Annotated in this window: 15 protein-coding genes; 8 read left to right on the top strand and 7 right to left on the bottom strand. The window is 47.0% G+C overall.

The genetic code is table 11. The features are described 5' to 3' along the window. The first annotated feature begins 52 nt into the window (after positions 1-52). The 7 genes from leuS (at position 53) to OCV81_RS07235 (ending at position 14,409) form a co-directional block, all read left to right on the top strand. Positions 53-2,887 (top strand): leucine--tRNA ligase, encoded by a 2,835-nt coding sequence (gene leuS, locus OCV81_RS07205; protein ID WP_148329443.1) that lies wholly within the window; start codon positions 53-55, stop codon positions 2,885-2,887. A 70-nt stretch (positions 2,888-2,957) separates the two neighbouring features. Beyond that, positions 2,958-3,854, top strand: a complete 897-nt coding sequence (locus OCV81_RS07210) for a YitT family protein (RefSeq protein ID WP_022353865.1) — start codon at positions 2,958-2,960, stop codon at positions 3,852-3,854. 138 nt (positions 3,855-3,992) lie between these two features. After that, positions 3,993-6,557 carry a beta-mannosidase gene (locus OCV81_RS07215; RefSeq protein ID WP_148329484.1) on the top strand — a complete coding sequence of 855 codons (2,565 nt, stop codon included), beginning with the start codon at positions 3,993-3,995 and terminating at the stop codon, positions 6,555-6,557. A 16-nt stretch (positions 6,558-6,573) separates the two neighbouring features. Continuing rightward, a complete protein-coding gene (locus OCV81_RS07220) occupies positions 6,574-8,910 on the top strand; it encodes a glycoside hydrolase family 20 protein (protein WP_148329444.1) in 2,337 nt (778 codons plus the stop codon). A gap of 150 nt (positions 8,911-9,060) precedes the next feature. Next, positions 9,061-9,645 carry a non-canonical purine NTP diphosphatase gene (locus OCV81_RS07225; protein ID WP_148329445.1) on the top strand — a complete coding sequence of 195 codons (585 nt, stop codon included), beginning with the start codon at positions 9,061-9,063 and terminating at the stop codon, positions 9,643-9,645. Between the two features lie 178 nt (positions 9,646-9,823). Further along, positions 9,824-12,901 (top strand): SusC/RagA family TonB-linked outer membrane protein, encoded by a 3,078-nt coding sequence (locus OCV81_RS07230; protein WP_148329446.1) that lies wholly within the window; start codon positions 9,824-9,826, stop codon positions 12,899-12,901. A 14-nt stretch (positions 12,902-12,915) separates the two neighbouring features. Continuing rightward, a complete protein-coding gene (locus tag OCV81_RS07235) occupies positions 12,916-14,409 on the top strand; it encodes a RagB/SusD family nutrient uptake outer membrane protein (RefSeq protein WP_148329447.1) in 1,494 nt (497 codons plus the stop codon). Here the strand turns inward: OCV81_RS07235 and OCV81_RS07240 are convergent. The 6 genes from OCV81_RS07240 to polA all read right to left on the bottom strand — a co-directional run bounded on the left by OCV81_RS07240 (position 14,384) and on the right by polA (position 21,838). Further along, the gene (locus OCV81_RS07240; RefSeq protein ID WP_148329448.1) at positions 14,384-15,382 is read right to left on the bottom strand and encodes a winged helix-turn-helix domain-containing protein; all 999 of its coding nucleotides are present in this window, start codon (positions 15,380-15,382) and stop codon (positions 14,384-14,386) included. The two genes, OCV81_RS07235 and OCV81_RS07240, sit on opposite strands and share 26 nt — an antisense overlap. A gap of 219 nt (positions 15,383-15,601) precedes the next feature. Further along, the gene (locus tag OCV81_RS07245; protein ID WP_148329449.1) at positions 15,602-16,252 is read right to left on the bottom strand and encodes a chloramphenicol acetyltransferase; all 651 of its coding nucleotides are present in this window, start codon (positions 16,250-16,252) and stop codon (positions 15,602-15,604) included. After that, the gene (locus tag OCV81_RS07250; RefSeq protein ID WP_148329450.1) at positions 16,249-17,160 is read right to left on the bottom strand and encodes a ketopantoate reductase family protein; all 912 of its coding nucleotides are present in this window, start codon (positions 17,158-17,160) and stop codon (positions 16,249-16,251) included. Before OCV81_RS07250 ends, OCV81_RS07245 begins: the two co-directional genes overlap by 4 nt. A gap of 69 nt (positions 17,161-17,229) precedes the next feature. After that, entirely contained in the window at positions 17,230-18,333 is a 1,104-nt protein-coding gene (gene ychF / locus OCV81_RS07255; protein WP_148329451.1) for a redox-regulated ATPase YchF, read from the bottom strand. 197 nt (positions 18,334-18,530) lie between these two features. Continuing rightward, positions 18,531-18,917 (bottom strand): DUF3836 domain-containing protein, encoded by a 387-nt coding sequence (locus OCV81_RS07260; protein ID WP_148329452.1) that lies wholly within the window; start codon positions 18,915-18,917, stop codon positions 18,531-18,533. 152 nt (positions 18,918-19,069) lie between these two features. Then, a complete protein-coding gene (polA, locus tag OCV81_RS07265; protein ID WP_148329453.1) occupies positions 19,070-21,838 on the bottom strand; it encodes a DNA polymerase I in 2,769 nt (922 codons plus the stop codon). Positions 21,839-21,932: 94 nt separating this feature from the next. On the opposite strand from polA, the gene OCV81_RS07270 reads away from it, so the two are divergent. Continuing rightward, positions 21,933-22,907, top strand: a complete 975-nt coding sequence (locus tag OCV81_RS07270; protein WP_148329454.1) for a polyprenyl synthetase family protein — start codon at positions 21,933-21,935, stop codon at positions 22,905-22,907. Positions 22,908-22,992: 85 nt separating this feature from the next. On the opposite strand, the gene deoC is transcribed toward OCV81_RS07270, so the two are convergent. Next, positions 22,993-23,940: a deoxyribose-phosphate aldolase gene (deoC, locus tag OCV81_RS07275; RefSeq protein ID WP_148329455.1), complete on the bottom strand. Its 948-nt coding sequence runs from the start codon at positions 23,938-23,940 to the stop codon at positions 22,993-22,995.

Here is a 23,940-nt window from a genome sequence, read left to right on the forward strand (position 1 = left end):
TTTGCGGAAAATTTGGAGAAATACGTAAAAATCAATTATATAATATTTCGATATGGAATATAATTTCAGAGAAATTGAAAAAAAATGGCAGCAGAGATGGGTGGACCGAAAGACCTATAAGGTTGTCGAAGATGAATCCAAAAAGAAGTTCTATGTGTTGAACATGTTCCCTTATCCTTCGGGAGCCGGTCTTCACGTAGGTCATCCGCTGGGATACATTGCCAGTGACATTTATGCACGCTACAAGCGTCTGCAGGGATTCAATGTGTTGAATCCGATGGGATACGATGCATACGGCCTGCCTGCCGAACAATATGCCATTCAGACGGGACAGCATCCGGCGGTCACTACTGCGGCTAATATCGCCCGCTATCGTGAGCAGTTGGACAAGATTGGTTTCTCGTTCGACTGGGACCGCGAAGTGCGTACCTGCGATCCGGGATATTACCACTGGACGCAGTGGGCTTTCCAGAAGATGTTCAACAGCTTCTATTGCAATTCTTGTCATAAGGCTCAGCCTATCAGCAAGCTGGTAGCACATTTTGAAAAGGAAGGTACCGAAGGTCTGGATGTAGCTTGCAGTGAGGAACTGCATTTTACAGCCGAAGAGTGGAAGGCAAAAACCGAAAAAGAACAGCAGGAAATCCTGATGAACTACCGTATTGCTTACTTGGGTGAAACCATGGTAAACTGGTGTCCGGCGTTGGGTACCGTACTGGCCAACGATGAGGTGGTCGACGGGGTGTCTGAGCGTGGAGGCTATCCGGTGGTACAGAAGAAGATGCGCCAGTGGTGTTTGCGTGTGTCTGCCTATGCACAGCGTCTGCTCGACGGACTGGAAACGGTGGACTGGACCGATTCTCTGAAAGAGACTCAGCGTAACTGGATTGGTCGTTCAGAAGGTACGGAAGTCCGTTTCAAGGTGAAAGACAGTGATTTGGAATTTACTATCTTTACGACCCGTGCCGATACCATGTTTGGGGTGACTTTCATGGTACTTGCACCTGAAAGTGAACTGGTTCCGCAGTTGACTACCGAAGCACAGCGTGCGGAAGTGGAAGCTTATCTGGAACGCACAAAGAAACGTACCGAGCGTGAACGTATTTCCGACCGTCGGGTAACCGGTGTGTTCAGTGGCTCGTATGCCGTGAATCCGTTTACGGGTGAGTCCGTTCCGGTATGGATCAGTGATTATGTATTGGCCGGATATGGTACAGGTGCCATCATGGCCGTACCTGCACACGACAGCCGTGACTATGCGTTTGCCAAGCATTTCAATCTGCCGATTGTCCCGTTGGTAGAAGGTTGCGATGTGAGTGAGGAAAGTTTTGATGCCAAGGAAGGTATTGTCTGCAACTCTCCGAAAGCCGGTGTGACTCCTTATTGCGACTTGACCTTGAACGGTCTGACCATCAAGGAAGCCATTGCCGCTACCAAGAAATATGTAAAAGAACATAACCTGGGACGTGTGAAAGTGAATTTCCGCTTGCGCGACGCCATCTTCTCTCGTCAGCGTTACTGGGGTGAACCGTTTCCGGTTTACTATAAGGACGGTATGCCGTACATGATTGACGAGTACAAACTTCCATTGGAATTGCCGGAAGTCGCCAAATTCTTGCCGACCGAAAGCGGGGAACCTCCATTGGGACACGCTACCCGCTGGGCATGGGATGTGGAAAAAGGTGAAGTGGTGGAAAACTCCAAGATTGATAATGTTACGGTGTTCCCACTTGAACTGAATACCATGCCGGGATTTGCCGGTTCAAGTGCTTATTATTTGCGCTACATGGACCCGCACAACGACAAGGAACTGGTTTCTGAAAAAGCTGACCGCTACTGGCAGAATGTTGACCTCTATGTGGGAGGTACGGAACATGCGACCGGTCACTTGATTTATTCTCGTTTCTGGAACAAGTTCTTGTTCGACCTGGGTGTCAGCATCAAGGAAGAACCGTTCCAGAAGCTGGTGAACCAAGGAATGATTCAGGGTCGAAGCAACTTTGTATATCGTATCAAGGATACCAATACGTTTGTGTCACTGGGCTTGAAAGACCAGTATGACGTGACTCCGCTGCACGTGGATGTGAACATTGTATCCAACGACGTACTGGATGTGGAAGCTTTCAAGAATTGGCGTCCGGAATACCACAATGCAGAATTCATCCTCGAAGACGGCAAATATATCTGCGGTTGGGCAGTGGAAAAGATGAGTAAGTCCATGTACAATGTGGTCAACCCGGATATGATTGTAGAACGTTATGGAGCCGATACCTTGCGTATGTACGAAATGTTCCTCGGTCCGGTGGAACAGTCCAAACCGTGGGATACCAATGGTATCGACGGGGTACACCGTTTCCTGAAGAAACTCTGGAACCTGTTCTATGACCGTCAGGGCACTTTCTTGCCTGCCGAAGGAGAGGCGACCAAGGAAGAACTGAAATCCATTCATAAGCTGATTAAGAAGGTGACTGGCGATATTGAAACCTTCTCTTACAATACGTCCATCAGTGCGTTCATGATTTGTGTGAACGAACTGACTGCCTTGAAGTGCCGCAACAAGGAAGTGATGAGTAACCTCGTTATCCTTCTGGCTCCGTTTGCTCCTCACTTGGCAGAAGAATTGTGGGAAGCACTGGGTCACACCACTTCTGTATGCGATGCGCAGTGGCCGGCATTCAACGAAGAATACCTGAAGGAAGACAGCGTGAAATACACCATTTCGTTCAACGGAAAGGCTCGTTTCACTATGGAATTCCCTGCCGATGCCGACAATGAAACCATTCAGGCTGCGGTAATGGCCGAAGAACAGTCGCAGAAATGGATTGACGGCAAAACACCGAAGAAGGTGATTATTGTGCCGAAGAAGATTGTGAATATTGTACTTTGAGTTTTTTAATTGTCATCCGGGATAGACGGATTGGAATATCCGTTCTGTCCCGGATGATTTTTATTTGTGTATGGAAACATTATTGAAGAAGAAATTAGGGAGAGAGTCAAGGGACTATCTGGCCATAACCTTTGGCCTGATTTGTTATTCTATTGGCTGGGCGGCCTTCATGCTTCCGTATCAGATTACGACAGGAGGAGTGACGGGTATCGCTGCCATTATTTATTATGCGACGGGCATTGAAATCCAGGTTTCTTATTTTGTAATCAATGCGGTTTTTCTGGGGTTTGCCTTGAAAATATTGGGGCCGAAATTCAGTATCAAGACCATTTTTGCCATCTTTATGCTGACCTTCCTGCTCTGGTTTTTCCAGATGATTCTGAAGGATGAAAACGGGAACCTGCCGCAGCTGTTGGGACCTGGACAAGACTTCATGGCTTGTGTGATAGGAGCTGGTCTGCTGGGCTTCGGTATCGGTATTGTCTTCTGTAACAACGGAAGTACGGGAGGTACGGATATCATTGCATGGATTATTAACAAGTATAAGGACGTTACTTTGGGACGGATGATGATGTATTGTGATATTGTCATCATTTCTTCGTGCTACTTTATCTTTCACGACTGGCGCAGGGTTTTGTTCGGCTTCTGTGTCTTGTTTATCATGAGCATCGTGATTGATTATGTCATCAACAGCACACGCCAGTCTGTACAGTTCCTGATATTTTCCCGCAAGTATGAAGAAATAGCGGAAGGTATTGCTACTAAAATTGATCGGGGAGTTACTTTATTAGATGGGAAAGGATGGTATAGTAAGCAGGAAATTAAGGTAGTAGTCGTTTTGGCTAAAAAGAGAGAGTCGCTCGATATTTTCCGTCTGGTAAAAGATATCGACCCGAATGCGTTTGTGTCACAAAGTAATGTGGTAGGAGTCTATGGGGAAGGCTTCGATAAACTTAAAGTAAAATAAACATTTCCCTAAGATAATTAAAATAAAAGTAGGTTTTCCCGTTAAATTTGTTTTATCGGGAAAACTTTTTTTATTTTGTACTTTAAAGAATGTGATACTTAAATCTATAGCGTGAAAAAAATATTCAAACTTATTCTGATGGCAATGTCGTTTTTTATCGCTGCTTTCGGAAATCATGTAGAGGGGAAAAATTTATCTCAGATTCGTCAGTTGCATACGGGCTGGGAGTTTTCAATGTACGGCAGTCACGAATGGTTGTCTGCCGAAGTCCCGGGTACGGTTCATCAGGATTTGCTGGCTCATGACAAATTGCCCGATCCTTTTTATGGCATGAATGAGGAGAAAATACAGTGGGTGGAAAAAGAAGACTGGCTGTATCGGACGTCGTTTGTGGTGAGTGAGGAAGAGATGAGTGCAGAAGGTACGTTTCTGGTATTTGAAGGATTGGATACTTATGCGGACGTTTTTTTAAACGGTGCGTTGTTGCTGAAGGCAGACAATATGTTTGTCGGTTATCGGGTTCCTGTCAAATCCGTATTGAAAAAGGGTGAAAACAAACTGGTGATACGTTTCCGTTCACCCATTTGGGAGGCGATGCCCCAATGGGAAAGTAACGGATTCGATTATCCGGCAGACAACGACCATTTCCCACAGAAGTTAAGTGTGTTTACCCGTAAAGCTCCCTATTCTTATGGCTGGGATTGGGGAATCCGTATGGTGACTTGCGGAATCTGGCGTCCTGTGTATCTGGAGTTTGTCAATAAGGCGGTGGTAGAGGATTATTTTGTGCATCAGACCTCGGTCAGTGCAGTCCGTGCAGAGGTAGACAATCAGATAGAGATAAATAATATAGGCAATGACAGGCAGCAGGCTTTGGTCCGCGTCACTTACCGCTATCCTGGAGAAACAGATAAAAGCGTTGAAAAGAAGGTAGAGCTACAGCCAGGACAGAATAACGTATCGCTTCCTTTGTCGGTAGAATCCCCGCATCTTTGGATGCCCAACGGCTGGGGAGAGCCTGCGTTGTATGAGTTTGAAGCGTCGGTGTGGGTCGACGGACAACAGGTTTCGCAGAAAAGTCATCAGATAGGGTTCCGGCAGGTACGTGTGGTACAAGAGAAGGACAAAGAAGGAATGAGTTTCTATTTTGAGGTGAACGGCGTTCCGATGTTTGCCAAAGGTACCAACCTGATTCCTTCCGATGCCTTGCTTCCGCGGGTGACTCGTGCCCGTTATGCGCGTTTGTTGGAAGATGCACAAATCTCTCACATGAATATGATACGTGTGTGGGGAGGAGGCATTTATGAAGATGATGCCTTCTTTGAAGAGGCCGATAAGCGGGGAATCCTCATCTGGCAGGATTTTATGTTTGCTTGTACCACGTATCCGCACGATTCGGCTTTCCTGCATCGGGTATCGGAAGAAGCCGAATACAATATCAAACGGTTGCGGAATCATGCCTCATTGGCTATGTGGTGTGGCAACAATGAGATTTATGAAGGCTTGCGTTATTGGGGCTGGAAAGAAAAATATACACCGGAAGTCTATCAGCAGATGCTGGAGGGATACGATGTGCTTTTCCGCCACCTTCTTCCGGCAAAGGTGAAAGAGCTGGACCCGGGACGATTCTATCTGGAGGGTTCTCCCTATGAAGCCAACTGGGGAAGACCGGAAAGCTGGAAGATAGCCGACAGCCACAACTGGGGCACTTGGTATGGCCAGAAACCTTTCGAGAGCCTGGATGCGGAAATTCCCCGGTTTATGAGCGAATATGGGTTTCAGGCCTTCCCGGAAATGAAGACCATCCGTACGTTTGCTTCTCCGGAAGACTATGAGCTGGAATCGCCGGTGATGAACGCACATCAGAAGAGTACCATCGGGAATGCCTTGATAAAAAAGACGATGGCCCTCTATTATCCGGTACCGGAGAAGTTTGAGGACTTGGTGTATATGGGACTTGTCTTGCAAGGGCAGGGTATGCGTCATGGCATGGAAGCGCATCGGCGGAATCGCCCGTATTGTATGGGGAGTTTGCCTTGGCAGTTGAATGATAGCTGGCCGGTGGTTTCCTGGTCGGCTATCGACTATTACGGTAACTGGAAAGCCATGCAGTACCAGACCCGACGAGCTTTTGCTCCTGTGTTGGTGAATGCCATTCGGGAAGGCGAAAAATTGCGCGTGTACGTGTTGTCCGATTGCCTGAAGGCAGAAAAAGTGACCTTGCAACTGGAATGGACTGACTTCCAGGGAAAGATACATCGTCGGCAACAGGTAGAGGGAATGTTGCCGGTCAATGCTTCGGAAGTCTTTTATGAGGAAGACTGGCAGAAGGCTTTTGCAGCCTGTGATACGACGGCTTCCTACTTGCGCATGACATTAAAGGGAAAACAAAGCCGGAAAGTGCTTTCGGACGAAGTGTATTATCCGGTATATCCTAAGTATCAGCATCTGCCACAAGCCAAGATTTCTTGTAAGAAAGTCCTGAAGGATGGAACTTGCGAACTGACGTTGAAGTCCAGCCAACTGGCCCGTGATGTATTTATAGAAATACCGGTGCAAGGAGTACGTTTTTCAGATAATTTCTTTGACCTGTTGCCGGGAGTGACCAAGAAAGTGACGGTAACTTCAGCCGATGGAAGTCCCGTGGAAGATTTTACGGTGGAAATACATCAGCTGAGTGACATTGCAAATTCTAATTATTAACCTTTATATTATCAACATGAGACCATTTTCAAAAATGAATTGCTTGGGGTTGGCATTCGCAGGAATGCTGGCGACCTCGTGTACGGATAGTCCGACCGCTGTGGCAGACTATCAGATTGTGCCGATGCCATTGGAAATCACGGCGGCATCACAAGGCTCGTTTCTGCTGAAAAGTGGAGAAACGATTTACTATACTGCCGGAAATGAAAAGATGAAGAAGAATGCCGAATTCCTGGCTACTTTCATCAAGGAACAGACGGGCATTACACTGAAAACACAAGAAGGTGATAAAGAGGAGGGTATTGTGCTGAAACTGGGGTTGGAAGCCAATTCTCCGGAAGCTTATCAGCTGACCGTAGACGGCAAGAAGGTGGTGATTACTGCTCCTTCGGAAGCCGGTGTGTTCTATGGCATCCAGACTTTGCGTAAGTCTGTGTCTGTGCACGAAGGAGGGGGCGCCATTGAATTGCCCGCCGTAGAAATCAACGACAGTCCGCGCTTCAGTTATCGTGGAATGATGCTCGACGTAGGCCGTCACATGTTTACCGTGGATGAGATTAAGACGTACATCGACATGCTGGCGTTGCATAACATCAACCGCTTCCACTGGCACCTTTCAGAAGACCAGGGATGGCGTATTGAAATCAAGAAATATCCGAAGCTGACCGAAATCGGTTCCAAGCGTAGTGAAACGGTTATCGGACGCAACTCGGGCGAATACGACGGAAAACCTTACGGCGGTTTCTATACCCAGGAACAGGCCAAGGAAATTGTGGCATACGCAGCAGAACGTTACATTACGGTAATACCGGAAATCGACATGCCGGGACACATGCAGGCAGCTTTGGCAGCTTATCCGGAACTGGGATGTACAGGTGGTCCGTATGAAGTATGGCGTATGTGGGGTATCTCCGACAATGTGCTTTGTGCCGGAAACGACAAGACCATCCAGTTTATCAAGGATGTGTTGGCTGAGATTATCGACATCTTCCCTTCTAAATATATTCATGTAGGTGGCGACGAATGCCCGAAAGTGAAGTGGGAGACTTGTCCGAAGTGTCAGGCCCGTATCAAGGCTTTGGGTATCAAGGGCGACAGCAAGCATTCAAAGGAAGAATATTTGCAGAGCTATGTGATTCATGAAGCGGAGAAGTTCCTCACCGAGCATGGACGGAACATGATTGGATGGGATGAAATCCTGGAAGGTGGACTGGCTCCGAATGCCACAGTCATGTCTTGGAGAGGTGAAGCGGGAGGCATTGAAGCAGCCCGTCAGCAACACAATGTCATCATGACGCCGAATACTTACCTGTATTTCGACTATTATCAGGCAAAGGATACCGACAATGAACCGCTGGCCATCGGTGGTTATCTGCCGATTGAAAGAGTGTACAGCTACGAACCGATGCCTGCTGCGCTTTCTCCGGAAGAACAGAAATACATCACGGGTGTGCAAGCCAATCTGTGGACTGAATACATTCCTACACTTGCACAGGCTCAGTACATGGTATTGCCGCGTATGGCAGCCCTTTGCGAAACCCAGTGGAGTGCTCCTGAAAAGAAGAAAGATTATCAGGGATTCCTGAAACGTACGGCTCGTTTGACCAAGATTTATCAGCTGAAGGGATGGAACTATGCGACTCATATCTTTGATGTGGACGTGAATATTGTGCCGAATCCGGAAACCGGTAAACTGGATGTCAGTGCCGCTACGATTGATGAGGCTCCGATATACTATACACTCGACGGAACCGAACCGACGGCTTCTTCTACCAAGTTTGAAGGTAAATTGAGTATTGATGCAGCTTGTGTATTGCGCATGATGGCCGTGCGTCCGGAAGGCAATTCCTGTGTGACGCTCGACAGCATCTCGTTCAGCAAGTCTACTGCAAAACCGATTACGATGCTGCAGCCCATCAACAAGCCCTATGAGTTCAAGGGAGCGGTGACGTTGGTAGACGGTATGACCGGTAACCGGAACTACAAGACCGGCCGCTGGATTGCGTTCTACAAGAACGATATGGAAGCCGTCATCGATTTGAAGGAAGCTACGGAAATCAGTTCCATGACCCTGCGTACTTGTGTGGAAAAAGGCGACTGGATTTTCGATGCCAGAGGTATTACGGTGGAGGTGTCTGATGACAACAAGACCTTCAAGAAAGTGGCTTCGGAAACTTACCCGGCCATGACCGAGAAGGATGCCAACCAGATTTATACGCATACGCTGAAGTTTACACCGGTAAAGGCCCGCTATGTGAAAGTGACTGCTTTGTCTGAAAAGAATATTCCGGCATGGCATGGAGGAAAAGGCAACCCGGGTTATCTGTTTGTGGATGAAATCGTATTGAACTAAACCTACAGTTCTTTTATAACGATAAAGGTCTGGCTTCCCGTATGGGGAGTCGGACCTTTTTTATGCAATTTTTGAAAGGAGCATTTGAATTGTCGGCCGACGATATGTATCTTTGTACCTGTAAATGTGATTATTTAGAACAACTGCATGATGAAAAAGAAGTTGGTTTTTGCCACGAACAATGCCCATAAGCTGGATGAAATATGTGCCATATTGGGTGAGAAAGTAGATATCTTGAGTTTGAAGGACATCCATTGCGAGGCAGATATTCCTGAAACGGCAGACACCTTGGAGGGAAATGCGGCACTCAAGGCGGAGTATATTTATCAGCACTACGGTCTGGATTGCTTTGCAGACGATACGGGTCTGGAAGTAGAGGCGTTGAACGGAGCACCCGGTGTGTATTCGGCACGCTATGCGGGCGGTGAAGGACACGATTCGGAGGCCAACATGAAGAAGTTGCTGACCGAACTGGAAGGAAAAGACAACCGGAAGGCACAGTTCCGTACGGCCATCTGCCTGATAGAAGGCGGACAGTCGCACCTGTTTGAAGGAATCGTGAGAGGTGAAATCATCCGGGAGAAACGGGGAGCCTCAGGCTTTGGGTACGATCCGGTGTTCATGCCCGAAGGCTATACCGAGACCTTTGCCGAGATGGGAGCAGAAGAAAAGAATAAAATCAGCCATCGGGCAAGAGCCGTACAGCATTTGTGTGAATACCTGAACCGGGAGTAACTGTATAATGAAGGTTGTGGACTTTTTCTACAGGTGTGTAGTCTTTCCACGACCTTTTTTCGTAAGATAATATCTTAATTCGTTTATTATTAAAGTCTTATAAAATTAGGATTAAATAAAGGCATTTTGGCGTATATTTTGTTTACGGCTTTTTATAACAATAAACAATGAGCGTCAAATGCAAAAAATCAGATTTTTAGTTTTATTGTTGTTGTGTGTGGCGTTTCAGCAAGCTTTTGCACAACAGCGTATTCTTAGTGGGGTGATAACTTCTGCGGAAGATCACGAACCACTTATCGGAGCCACCATATCTGTACAAGGGAATGAAGCCCATGGAGTGGTGACGGATATCGAAGGAAAATACAGGCTGGAAGTGGGACCCAATGATAAAATTTTGGTAGTGGCCTATTTGGGTATGAAAACTCAGCTGATAAAGGTTCCCAAAAAGGAACGTTTGAATATCGTGCTTCAGCCTGAAACCATGAACCTGGACGAAGTGGTGGTGACAGGTTACGGAAACTTTACCCGCTCTTCTTTCACGGGTTCTGCCAATACGTTGAGAGGGGATATGATGAAGGATATTCCGGTAATGAGTGTGGAGCAGAAACTGCAGGGAATGACGACTGGAGTTTCGATTAGCAGCAGTTCCGGACAGCCGGGAGCCAACCAGAGTATCCGTATCCGTGGTATGGGTTCTTTTAATGCTTCTCAGGAACCGTTGTTTGTTATTGATGGGGTGCCGGTCACTTCCGGTAGCTTGAGTGCAGGAGGGGCCGATGCAGCCTATATGAACAACTCCAAAACCAACATCATGAGTACGCTGAACCCGGCAGATATCGAAAATATTACGATTATCAAGGATGCGGCAGCCGCTTCTTTGTATGGTTCGCGGGCAGCCAATGGGGTGATTTTGATTACCACGAAGAAAGGAAAGGCGGGAAAAGCACAGGTTTCTTTCAACATGTCGGGTGGTTTCTCTAATGCGGCAGTCAATTTCCGGCCTACGTTGAATGGCGATCAGCGCCGGGAATTGTTGTACGAAGGCTTATTGAACTATGCAATGGATGAACAGATGGCCGACCTTGCTGGATATGCCAATGGGGAAATTGACAAATATGCCTCTGTGCCTTCCATGGGATATACCAACTGGCGGAAAGAATTGCTCCGTACAGCCATCCAGCAGGATTACGAAGCTTCTGTGTCAGGAGGAAACGAGAAAACGACTTTTTATGCTTCCTTGGGCTACAACAGTCAGGAGGGCTTGGCCAAAAACTCCAGCTTGGACCGTTATTCGGCTCGTCTGAACATGACGCAGAAAGTGGGACGTTACGGCGAGGTAGGTGCCAATATGATGTTCACACAGATGAACCAGGAGATGAACGAGGAACGTGGATCTTCCATCAATCCGTATTTGTGTGTGGCGATGACCATGACGCCTTCTATGCTGGTACGCGATGAGGCAGGTAATTATGTAGGGGCTTACGACGGCACGCAGTTGAATCCGCTTCGTGATATCCTGACCGATTACAATCGTACCCGGATGACCCGTATGTTTTCTACCGGATATGCGGCTGTAGAGCCGATAAAGGGTTTGAAGATAAAGGAAACACTGAGTTACGACTATACCATTCAGAAAGACTCCCGCTATTATAATCCTCTGAGTTCGGCCGGACCAAAGAGTGGGTCGGATGCACAGTCTTCCAAAGGATTCATTGAATACGGAAAGTTGATTTCTTCTACTTCCGTGAATTATGTTAAGACGTTTGCACAGAAACATCATCTGGATGTGCTGGCTGCGTATGAATTGGAGAGTTACCAGACGGATAAGGCCTCAGGAGAACGTTCTAAAATTCCTTTGTATTCTGGACTTACGGAACCGGATAATGCGGCCGTACTGAACAGTTTCGTATCTTCTACACAGGATTACCGTATGTTGTCGTACATCTCTCGTTTGAATTATGATTATGACGACCGCTATTACGTGGCAGGCAGTTTCCGTCGTGACGGTAGCTCTCGTCTGTCTCCCGACAACCGTTGGGGAAACTTCTGGTCGGTATCCGGTATGTGGCATGTCACCAACGAGGCGTTTATGCAGCCCATCAAACATATTCTGAGCGATTTGAAGGTCCGTGCTTCTTACGGTGTAAATGGTAACCAGCCGAACTCGCTGTATGGCTATATGGGATTGTATGCCTTTGGACAGAGTTATATGGGAGGCTCCGGGTCGTATGAATCTTCCATTCCTAATTCTAATCTGGGATGGGAAAAGAACTATAACCTGAACGTAGGATTGGATTTGTCGTTTATCAACCGTATTTTCCTGACGGTAGAGTATTATAACCGTGATACGAAAGATTTGCTGTACAGCCTTCCTATCAGTGCGACTACCGGATTCACGAATTACTTGAGCAATATCGGACAGTTGAACAACAAGGGTGTGGAACTGGAACTCCGTACCATCAACATTGCCAACGATAATTTTAACTGGACGACAGTGTTGAACCTGAGCCACAATAAGAATAAGATTGTATCACTCAACGGACAGTTGGACCAGTCGATAGAAGGTACTTGGTTCATTCACAAAGTGGGACTGCCGTATTACAGTTTCTATGTGAAAGAGTATGCAGGAGTGAATCCGGAAAACGGAAAGGCTATGTATTATCGGAATCAGGAAATACCGCAGGAAGACGGGTCGGTAGTTGTGGACCGCAGTCTGACGGAAGATCCGGGCGAAGCACAGGCCATTCCCTACAAGTCGGTCAATCCGAAAGTGTCAGGAGGTTTGACGAATATGTTGAACTACAAATGGTTGGATTTGAGTTTCACACTGACTTATTCGTTAGGTGGATACTCGTTTGATAAAACCGGAACTTATATTGAGAACGGAACGGATAAAATATATACCTCGAAGTACAATCTTCCGGTGTATGCCCTCGACCGCTGGCAGGAACCGGGAGACGTGACCGACGTGCCACGCTTTGTCTACGGAGAAGCAGCTGGGCCTCAGAATTCTTCACGTTACATTCATAGTACCAATCACTTGCGCTTGAAGAACCTGACACTTGGCTTTACCCTTCCTTCCGCGTGGACACACAAGGCGATGATAGACAAGGCCCGTATCTATTTCTCAGGCAGTAATTTGCTGACTTGGGCCAAATGGAAACAGTATGATCCGGAAACACCGGTCAACGGAGAAGTGTTCTGTGAAGCACCTCCTATGCGGACATTTAATTTCGGCATACAAATCACATTTTAAAAAGTAAATTAGTCATGAAACATCTTTATCTATATTTTCTTGCCGCTTCACTGGCATGTAGCTCTTGTTCGGACAGTTGGCTGGACCTGAATCCGTCCACTTCTGTGACTACCGACCAGGCTTTTACCACGCTGGATAACGCACAGACGGCTTTGAACGGCATTTACCGTCTGGCTTCCGCACATAGCTATTATGGAGACAACTTCTTTTATTTTGGTGACTGCCGTGCGGTAGACGTACAAGCGCGTATGAGCAAAGGAGATGGAGGACGTGTATCGCCTTATTATGAGTATACTGTCAAGGCGACCGATAACTTTAATTCCACTCTGCCTTGGAATCAGGTGTACAAGGTGATTCGTCAGGCCAATAACTTGTTGGAGGCCATCGAGGAGGGGAAGGTGGTAACTGCCGATGAGCAGGCCTTGAATGAAATCAAGGCGCAGGCACTGGCCATGAGAGGTTTGGCCTTATACGATTTGGTTCGGGTATTTGCCATGCCTTATGCTTATGACAATGGACAGTCTTTGGGAGTGCCTATCGTGACGACTCCGACCGATCCGACTTCCCGGCCTGCACGCAATACGGTGGCCGAGTGCTATACACAGATTATAAAAGACTTGACTGACGCGCTGAGCGGATTGACCAAAGAGAAGAAGGATGGCTGCCTGAACTATTGGGCCGTACAGGGAATCCTTTCCCGGGTTTACCTGAACAAGCTGGATTATCCGAATGCGTACAAAGCGGCTACAGATGTCATTGAGAACAGTAAAAGTCTGTATCAGTTGTACACCAAGGAAGAATACCCTACGGTGTGGGGACAGGAATACACCAGCGAGTCGTTGTTTGAGTTCTATTTCTCTTTGACGGAACCTTCCGGTGGTTCCGGAGGTGAAGGAGCACCGATGGTGTATGCCAATGAAAGTCAGGTGGACTGGAATAACCTGATTCTGACAGAGGATTTTCTGAACCTGATGGATGAGGACCCGGACGATGTGCGTCATTGTGTGATGGCAGCTTCCGTTATTCCCAACAACACCGGACTTCCGGAGGGCGCACGCAACAGAACAGTATACCTGACCAAGTTCCCGGGTAAGTCGGGAGACCCTCGCGACAATAACTTGTGTATCGTACGTCTGTCGGAGATTTACCTGAATGCCGCAGAAGCAGGTTTGAAAATAGGAGGCAGTGAAGCGGCCAAAGGAATGGAATATTTGAACGACGTCATTACCAACCGTACCACGAATGCAGCCATGAAAGTAAATTCTCTCAGTGATTTTACCTTGGAACGTATCCTGAAAGAAAGGAGAAAGGAACTGGTAGGTGAGGGCTTGGCCGTGTACGATTATACTCGCAACAAGCTACCGATTGTACGGACAGGCGGATGGCACCTGGATCCCTTGAAAACTTCCGATTCACAGACCATTCAACCAGATGATTCACGTTTAGCCGTACCAATTCCTCAGTCGGAGGTGGATGCCAATCCTAATCTGAATCCGGACGCGGAGTAGAATCCGCAGCAGACATGCATTTCAAATAATATCCCCGTCCTTTGACGGTAACAATCCGATAATCCGGGAAGTCTTGCAGGACTTTCCGGATTATTTGTATATGAGTCTCCAGTTTTTCGTCGGCTTGGGCATCATGCGGCCAGCAGGTAGCTTGGATGTCCTTCCGGTCGACACATTCTCCATTTTTCTTCCACAACTGATGGAGAATCTGTAAATCCAGACGGGAGATGGCACATTGTATGCCGTCGATGAGGAGGACCTGATGCGTCAGGTCGATGTAGAGGCCTTTTGCAGGCTTTTTCTGCCGTTTTTTATAGCGTAGGTAAAGCAATACGCCTCCGGCGAACAGCACCAGGAAAAAGGTACCATAATAAGCCACAGGGACATAACGCAACATCGTAAGGAGGTCGTAGTCTGCCCACCCCTGCAACTGGAGATTGTGCGTCAGGTCGAGCTGATAGACGGGTGTTCGATAAGCTGAGGCTGTCGGCAGGATACCTGCCCGTGTTTGGGTACGGGCCTGCGTGTGGATATAAAACACTCCGGCCATTCCGCTGATGTGTCTTTGGGCGAGCTGTGCCTGGAACAGTTGGTTGATTTGCTCGGCATCGGCTGGCAGAATATCGTCCAGCAGGTATTCATTCAGCAATTTCCGGGCAGTGGCTTCCGGAAGGCTGTCCTGAAACACGTAAGTTGTTTTTTTCTCCAGGGTCTGGAGGGTATAACTCTTGATTTTCCGATTGGATACGGGAGCGAGGAGATAGGCCTTGAGCGCAGGGTCTACGTATAGTCTGTTGTCTGTCTGAAAAGTATTTAGACGGTCCTCATAATGCAAGCGTTCGGCTTCCCGTAAAGCCTTGTTGATGGCCGTGTGAATCTGTGTCCGGCTGCAGCGGAAGGCGATGCCGCAGATGGCAATGCAGGCACGGAAAAAAACGGCGGCAAACAGGAGTATGATAATTTTTTTTTTCATGACAGCTTCTTTGAGGGCAAATTAAACGAAAAAAAGCGGGAATTCAAAAACGTGACGGCATTCATGAAAAAGTGGGCTTGCCTGTTTTAGGTTTCCCAGTCAGAAAACATACGTTTCTCGGTGCGAAAACGTACGTTTCGTGTAAGGAAAACATACGGTTCCGCATCGGAAAACGTAAAAAAGAACGAGGCCTTGTCAGGAAAATGTGCCTGCGTTTTCTTATCTTTCTTTCAGGTATTGTGCTACCTTTTCAAAAAACAGGGAGATGTGGGCTCCGTCTACGAATGCATGACTCACTGTCAGAGCGATGGGCATCACCAGCCGTCCTTCCCGTTTGACGGCCTTTCCGGCATTCATCAGCGGATAATCCAACGGATGGCCGGAGGCATACTGTGTGTAGGAAATGGATGTGAAATACAGTTTGGGGGTCGCACTGAGCAGGATGACGTCGAAATCGCCCTGTGCGGCAATTTCCTTGTCGGTACCGTACGGGTCTCCATCGTCCGGAATGGAAGTGATGATGCGCCGTGCTTCTTCGTAGAAGGCCTTGAAATCGCTTTTCCAGGGAATGCGTACGGTATAGAAGGTCTTTCCGGGGACGGCAATCGGAGTGGTGATGTCTACTGTGTCATGGTAGACCACCTGTCCGTCTTTGTCCCATCGGTAGCGGAATTCCTTGATTTCGTTGGCGGCACGGAGGATGGCATACAGGTAATACAGGAAAAAGGAATGCCCTTTGGCCTTGGCTTCGGCGTAAGCCTCCGTACAATCCACTTCGCTGGTGAGGGCAATCCAAGAGTTATGGAAGTCGCGGAAGAAGAGGTAATTGTCCTTCCGCTCCCAGGTGTCAATGTCAATCAGATGTTTCATGCGGGTTTGAATTTTTGTGCCACTTTCCGGTAGGTAGGCATCTCGATGTGTAATTGTTTTCCCAAGTCAATCATGTCGAAGAGCAGTCCCTGAATTTCCGATTCATGACCGCGGGCGATGTCCTTCTGCATGGAAGCCGTGCTGTGCGGGTCGAGCTTGTCGATGACCATCAGGTTGTAGGCAACCGGGTCGCTGGGGTAGCGGATACTCAGCTTTTCGCCTATCTGTGCGCTTTCACGCGACAGGCCGATGAAGGTGTCACGCACTTCGCCTTCGTGCTGCACTTCTCCCATCGGCACATCGTGATAAGCCCCCGTGCAGGCCATGGCGGAGATGAACGACCATTTGATGAAGGTATCGCGGTTGATATCGTCCGACACATCGACTTTGATGCCACATGCACGGAGCTCTTCGGCAATGGCTTCCAGCCGTTCGGGGGCAACATGTTGTTCCGGACGGGCTCCGAATACCAGGCGGAAGATGCTTCCCATCTGGCTGATTTCTCCTTCACCCGACACGAATCCCACAATGTAGATACAGCCGTCGAGTACTTTTACCGACGGTACGAGGCGTCCGATGCGGGGGCCGGTACCGTAGACATTGAGGATAGGAATGACCAGTGTGTCGGGAGTGGCAGCCCGTTCCAGCACTTCCTGAATGGAGTCGATGGAGTAGCCTTTCACGCAGACAAAAATCACGTCGGCTTTCCCCTGAAATTCTTCGGCGGTACAGGCTTTCACGGGGAGAAAATGTTCGCCTTTCAAATCCGATTTCAAATGCAATCCCTGACGGCAGATGGCCTCCAGGTGCTTTCCACGGGCGATACAAGTGACCTCCTTGCCTGCCAAGGCAAGAAATCCGGCGATGCATCCTCCTACACCGCCTGTTCCAATGATGAGATAGTTCATGGTGTAATCAATTTAGAGGGATAAAAAAAGCACGGAAGCGGTCGATGCTCCGTGCTGATGGGATGAGTTTTATACATTGAAGCGGAAGTGCATGATATCACCGTCTTCCACGATGTAATCCTTACCTTCCACATTGAGTTTTCCGGCTTCGCGTACGGCTGCTTCTGAACCGTAGTGGATGAAGTCGTCATACTTGATGACCTCGGCGCGGATGAAGCCTTTTTCAAAGTCGGTGTGGATGACACCTGCACACTGCGGAGCTTTCCATCCTTTGTGGAAGGTCCATGCGCGGACTTCCATCTTTCCGGCCGTGAAGTAAGTCTCCAAGTTCAGCAGCTTGTAGGCGGCCCGTATCAGTCGGCTCACGCCCGATTCTTCCAGCCCGATTTCCTGCAGGAACATCTGGCGGTCTTCGTAGGTTTCCAGTTCGGCGATATCCGCTTCCGTTTTGGCAGCCACAATCAGGATTTCAGCCCCTTCGTCCTTGACCGCTTCGCGAACCTGCTCTACATATTTGTTGCCGCTTACCGCACTACCTTCGTCCACGTTGCAGACATACAGCACTGGTTTGGAAGTCAGCAGAAAGAGGTCGTGTGCGATTTTCTGCTCGTCCTTTGATTCAAACTGTACGGTACGGGCTGATTTTCCTTGCAGCAGGGCATCGCGGTAGCGCACCAATACTTCGTAGGTTTGTTTGGCCACCTTGTCGCCTCCGGTCTGTGCCTGTTTCTGCACCTTCTGGATACGGCTTTCAATGGTTTCCAGGTCTTTCAGCTGAAGCTCTGTGTCGATAATCTCCTTGTCACGTACAGGATTCACATTGCCGTCCACGTGCGTTACGTTTTCGTCGTCAAAGCAGCGCAACACGTGCAGGATGGCATCCGTCTCACGGATGTTGGCCAGGAACTTGTTGCCCAGTCCTTCTCCCTTGCTGGCCCCTTTCACCAGTCCGGCGATATCCACAATTTCTACCGTGGTAGGAACGATGCGGTCCGGATCTACCAGTTCAGCCAGTTTGTTGAGCCGCTCATCGGGTACGGTAATGACTCCTACGTTCGGTTCAATAGTACAGAATGGGAAATTGGCTGCCTGCGCTTTCGCGTTGGACAGGCAGTTGAAGAGTGTCGATTTTCCGACGTTCGGCAAACCGACGATACCACATTGTAATGCCATAATTTATCGTTTGTTTTTAATCTATTTCTACAGATAATCCTCTAATTTTCTGCAAAGATAGTGAAAGGTAAGGGCAGAGACAAACGAAAACGCAATTTTCAAGTTTAAGTGTGAGGAAGTAGAGGACATAAAAAAGAGGCGCTCCTCACGAAGTGCCTCTTCTTTAATAAGAGAGTTTATGAATTTTCTTTATTTAATCATTTGTCCATTGTTACTGTCATTTCAGGAATCAGAATGAAATCATTCTTCTTGGAATTCCATTTGTAGTATTCTGTAGTTACACTCTTGTTGTCGTAAGTATAACGGATACACAAATCGTTTTCCCAGCAGTTGTTGTTTGCATTCCATTTCTGTGACATGTTTTCTGTCATCTGGTTATTGGCATTGTACTTGTAGTTATACTTCATGTAGTTGGTTAACATGTTGCCGTCTTTCTTATAGACAGTTTCAGCAACTTTCATTCCGTTAACTTCTTCTGCATTGTAAATCAAGTTGTTGTTCATTTTTGCCGCATAAGTCGACAAGTTCGCAATAAAAGTTATAACCAGAACAATTACACACTTTGCTAAATCCATCTTTTTCATATCTTTTTTATTTTAAGGTTTTACTTACTTTTTGTTTCTTTTGACGGTGCAAATGTAGTAAAAGCTTTGATATGTTGTATTCTTTCTCGCAAAAAAATGCAAGAAATTAGCAAAATGTCACCAATTAAGCATTTGTTAACAATATAGAATGATTAATGTGCTTCCAGCCAATTTTGACCCCAACCATAGTCTGCACGCAATGGAGCTTTCATTTTGTAAGCAGCTTCCATTTCAGATATCACAATTTGCTGTACTTTTTCTTTTTCTTCCGGCAAGACGCTGAAGTTTAATTCATCATGTACCTGAAGAATCATCTTGGATTGAATTCCTTCTTCCTGGAATCGTTGGTATATTCGTATCATGGCTACTTTAATGATATCGGCTGCGCTTCCTTGAATAGGGGCATTGATTGCATTTCGTTCGGCATAGCCTCTGACGACTGCATTTTTGGAGTTGATGTCGGGCAGATAACGTTTGCGCTTGAAGATGGTTTCAATGTATCCTTGTTCCCGTGCAAGCTGGATGCTTTTATCCATATAAGCCTTTACATCCGGGTAATTTTCGAAATAGCCGTCGATGAGTTCTTTGGCTTCTTTCCGGTCGACATTCAGTCGTTCGGCCAGTCCGAAAACCGAAATGCCATAAATGATTCCAAAGTTGGCTGTTTTGGCTTTGCTTCTTTGTTCTCGTGTGACGTCTTCCAGTTTCACCTTATATATTTTAGCTGCGGTGGCTGCATGAATGTCCTGACCTTTCTGGAAAGCCTCTATCATGTGAGGGTCTCCGCTTAAGTGTGCCATGATACGCAGTTCAATCTGTGAATAATCGGCCGAGAAGAATTCGCATCCGTCGTCTGGAATGAAGGCTTTCCGGATTTCCTTTCCGTCTTCATTGCGGATAGGGATATTCTGCAAGTTGGGGTTGCTTGAACTCAGTCGCCCGGTAGCAGTGACCGTTTGATTGAAAGAGGTGTGAATGCGTCCGGTGGCTGGATTGATCAGTAGGGGAAGGGCATCGATGTAGGTTCCCAGTAGTTTCTTCAGACCGCGATGTTCCAGTATCTTGGCTACGATTTCGTGCTTTCCTCTCAGGCTTTCCAGCACTTCTTCCGAGGTGACGTATTGCCCTGTTTTTGTTTTCTTGGCTTTTTCCACGATTTTTAATCGGTCGAACAACACTTCACCTACTTGTTTGGGAGACGCAATGTTGAACTCCATGCCGGCCAGTTGATGTACCTCTTCTTCTATCTGATTCATGCGTGTGGTGAAATGACGTGAAGTTTCCTTCAGTGCTTCTGTGTCGATACGCACTCCGTTTCTTTCCATGTAGGCCAGCACTGGAACCAATGGCATTTCAATTTCTTCGAATAATTTCTTTACATCGTTCTTCTCAAGTTCTTTTTCTAGTATGTGTTTTAACTTGAGAGTTACGTCGGCATCTTCGCAGGCATATTTGTAAACGGCTTCCGGTGCGAGGTCGCGCATGTTGCCCTGTTTTTTGCCTTTCGGTCCAATCAGTTCTTCAATTTTGATTGTTTCATATTTCAGATAGACTTCTGCCAGATAATCCATTCCATGACGCAGTTCGGGTTGAAGTACGTAGTGTGCAATCATGGTGTCGAACATTTTTCCTTTTAGTGTCACTCCGTAATTGGCCAGCATAATTAAATCGTACTTGATATTCTGGCCAATTTTGAGCGAATTGGGATTTTCAAAGGCCGGTTTAAATATATTTACAATTTTTAAAGCTTCCTCACGGTTCGCGGGTACAGGTACATAAAATGCCTGATTTTCGTGTATACTGAAGCTCATTCCCACCAATTCTGCTGTGATAGGGTCTGTTCCTGTGGTTTCCGTGTCTAGACTGAAAAAAATCTGATTTGTCAAATTTTGAGCTAATTCCTCCATTTTTTCTTGATTATCAATAAGTTGATAGTCGTATGGAAGAGATTCTAACCTCGTGAGATTTGAATTTTTGGCGTCGCCTGTATCTTCCTGCGCAAATAAGCCAAAGAGATCGGGTTGAGCAGTGGGTGAGGAGGGGGCCTTTTTTTCCGTTTTGATGACACGGTCGATTAGAGTACGGAACTCCAACATTTCGAACAGACGGCGAAGTTCTTCTTCGTCGGGCTCCTCTTTTTTCAGTGCATCCATGTCAAGCTGGACAGGTACATCAGTTTTGATGGTAGCCAGAAATTTGGAGAACATAATCTGTTCCTTGTTTTCTTCTACTTTCTTTTTGATGGCTCCTTTCAGTTCATCTGTATGGGTGAGCAGGTTTTCGATACTTCCGAACTGGGCAATCAGTTTTTGTGCGGTTTTTTCTCCCACTCCGGGACAGCCCGGAATGTTGTCGGCTGTATCGCCCATCAGGCCCAGCATGTCGATGACCTGAAGAGGAGACTGGATATCGAACTTGGCTTTGACCTCGTTGACGCCCATTATTTCGAAATCCTTGTCGCCGTACTTCGGACGATACATGAACACATGTTCCCCTACAAGTTGGCCGTAATCCTTGTCGGGGGTCATCATATAGGTGGTAATTCCTCTTTTCCCAGCTTCGGTGGCAAGTGTGCCGATGACGTCGTCAGCTTCATAGCCAGCCACTTCCAGGATAGGGATGCGATAGGCCCGGATGATGTCTTTTATGATAGGGACGGATTGCCGGATGGCCTCGGGGGTTTCTTCTCGTTGAGCCTTGTATGCTTGGTAAGCCTCATGGCGAAACGTAGGTCCCGACGGGTCGAAAGCAATGCCGATGTGGGTCGGATTCTCTTTTCTCAGCACTTCTTCCAGCGTATTGACAAACCCCAGGATAGCGGAAGTGTTAAGACCTTTTGAGTTGATGCGGGGATTCTTGATGAAGGCGTAGTAGGCACGATAAATCAGTGCATAAGCGTCTAGTAGAAATAGTTTCTCCATTCGTGTAAAAATATTAAGATTTTTCATGTAAATGTACAAAAAAATACGGTATTCAGTCTTTTATTATTACTTTTGTGGGCTTAAATAAATGTACATGAATAAAATTGATTTAATAAAGCAGCCTGTAGCAAAAGAATTGGAGGAATTCAGAGGGCTTTTTGAAGACTCTTTGACCAGTACAGATCCTTTATTGGGAGAGGTGCTGTCTTACGTCAAGAAGCGGAGTGGGAAGATGATGCGCCCTATACTGGTGATGCTGATGGCTAAGTTGTTCGGTACATTAAGCGATTCTACTTTTCATGCAGCCTTATCATTGGAGTTACTTCATACAGCTAGTCTGATTCACGACGATGTAGTGGATGAAAGTAACGAACGTCGTGGGCAGTCTTCTGTGAATGCCATTTATAATAATAAGGTATCGGTGTTGGTGGGTGATTACATGCTGGCTACAAGTTTGAAACATGCTGCGCATACCGGTAAGGTGGAGTTAGTAGAATTGGTGGCTTGCTTGGGGCAGGAACTTTCTGAAGGGGAGATTCTTCAGTTGGGCAATACCGGAAAGGAAGATTTTGCAGAAGATACTTATTTTGACATCATACGAAAGAAAACAGCAGCCTTGTTCAAGATTAGTGCGCAAAGTGGGGCGGTATCCGTGAATGCTTCTCCAAAAGAAGCGATGAAAGCGGCACTTTTTGGTGAAATGATTGGAATAGCTTTCCAAATAAAAGACGATATCTTCGATTATTTTGAGAATGCAGAATTAGGGAAGCCCACGGGAAATGATATGCTGGAAGGGAAACTTACACTGCCGGCTTTGTATGTATTGAATAAATTGCACGATACCTCTTTGAATGAACTGGCTTTACGGATACGGGCCTTGAATGCTTCGAAAGAAGAGATAGCCCAGTTTGTAGAAACGGTGAAAAGGGAAGGAGGCATTGAGTATGCCACTCAGAAAATGTATGAGTTCCGTGAGAAGGCATTGGCACTTTTGCCCGCTTCTACCGACGAAGCGATTAGGAATGCGCTGACTGCTTACATTGATTACGTGATTGAACGGAACAAGTAATTCGTTTTATAGATAAAGAAAAGCCCCTTTCGTTTGTGGTTTTCCACGATGGAAAGGGGCTTTTTATTTCATTTCTTTCTTCTGATTAGAAGAACTTGGTCTCACTGCCTACAATTTCTGAAAGCAGGAGGTTGGCCATGCGGCTAGTGCCCAGACGGAAGCGTTCGTTAGTCAGCCATTCTTCGCCCAGCAGTTCCTTGACGATGGTATAATATACCAGCGCATCGTGAACGGAATTGATGCCGCCTGCTGGCTTGAAGCCTACTTTTCGTCCTGTTTCCAGGAAATATTCCTTGATGGCCTGGCACATTACGTATGCTGCTTCCGGAGTAGCGGCAGGGCTTTCTTTTCCGGTAGAAGTCTTGATGAAATCTGCTCCGCAGTACATGGAAAGAATGGAAGCTTTCTTAATGTTAGAAGCAGTTTTCAAGGCACCTGTTTCTAGAATTACTTTCAAGTGCTTATCGCCGCATACTTCTTTCAGTTCCTCGATTTCATCGCACATTCCTTCGTAATCTCCAGTCAGGAATTTCCCTACAGAAATGACGATATCGATTTCATCGGCTCCGGCATGGAGTGCCATGGCTGTTTCGGCCACTTTCACTTCAATGAAAGTTTGTGAGGAAGGGAATCCTCCCGATACACAAGCAATCTTGACATCGTCTGCTTCCAAAGTATCGTTGACAATTTCGGCCATGTTGGGGTAGACGCAGATGGCGGCCACGTTTTTCAGGTCCGGATAACGATCTACAAACTCATTTACCTTTTCGGTAAACTTCATGACGCTCGGTTCGCTGTCTGTACATTTCAGTGTCGTCAGGTCGATGCAGTTGAAAAGGAATTTCTTTACCTCCAGGGTGTTGTTCTCTTCCAGATGTTTTTCGATGAGTTTCGCCGTTTTTGCTGCGATTTCATCGTCATTCAGCTCCGTATTATACTTGCGCAAGGCTTCGTCATACTTGCTGGTCTGGTTCGGATTTTCTCTTTCATCCTCGGGGGTATATCCGCCCCCATGTTCGCGATAATGTTCCAT

The sequence above is a fragment of the Phocaeicola fibrisolvens genome (assembly GCF_025567125.1).
In the GTDB taxonomy this organism is placed as follows: domain Bacteria; phylum Bacteroidota; class Bacteroidia; order Bacteroidales; family Bacteroidaceae; genus Phocaeicola; species Phocaeicola fibrisolvens.